The organism is Halosimplex yunnanense (genome assembly GCF_054504345.1).
This window is the reverse complement of record NZ_JBTJEL010000015.1, coordinates 1-332: the sequence shown is the minus strand read 5'-3', so window position 1 is coordinate 332 and position 332 is coordinate 1. Positions and strand designations below refer to the sequence as shown.

Here is a 332-nt window from a genome sequence, read left to right as displayed (position 1 = left end):
CGCTGCTGGTTCTTGCGGTCCTCGACGATGCCGAGGTCGGCGACGACGCCGGGAACCCACGCGTCGGAGAACTGCACCGAGCGGCGGATCTGCTTGGGACCCCAGCCACCGATCCACAGCGAGGGCCGCGGTTCCTGAATCGTCTTCGGCAGGGGCTGCCAGTCCTCGACCTCGAAGAACGGACACTCGTAGGTGATCGGCTCGTCGCTGGAGAGGAACTCGTCGATGAACTGGATGCCCTCGATCATCCGGCCGGCGCGCTCGTCCATCGGCACGCCGAAGGCCTCGAACTCCTCTTCGACGTAGCCCAGGCCGACACCGAGCGTGAGACG

At 66.6% G+C, this 332-nt stretch carries 1 protein-coding gene; it reads right to left on the bottom strand.

Annotated features, from left to right (window positions below; translation table 11 throughout):
• The coding region (locus AB2U09_RS00095) for an LLM class flavin-dependent oxidoreductase (RefSeq protein WP_459190652.1) at window positions 1–332 on the bottom strand (332 nt) is incomplete at both ends.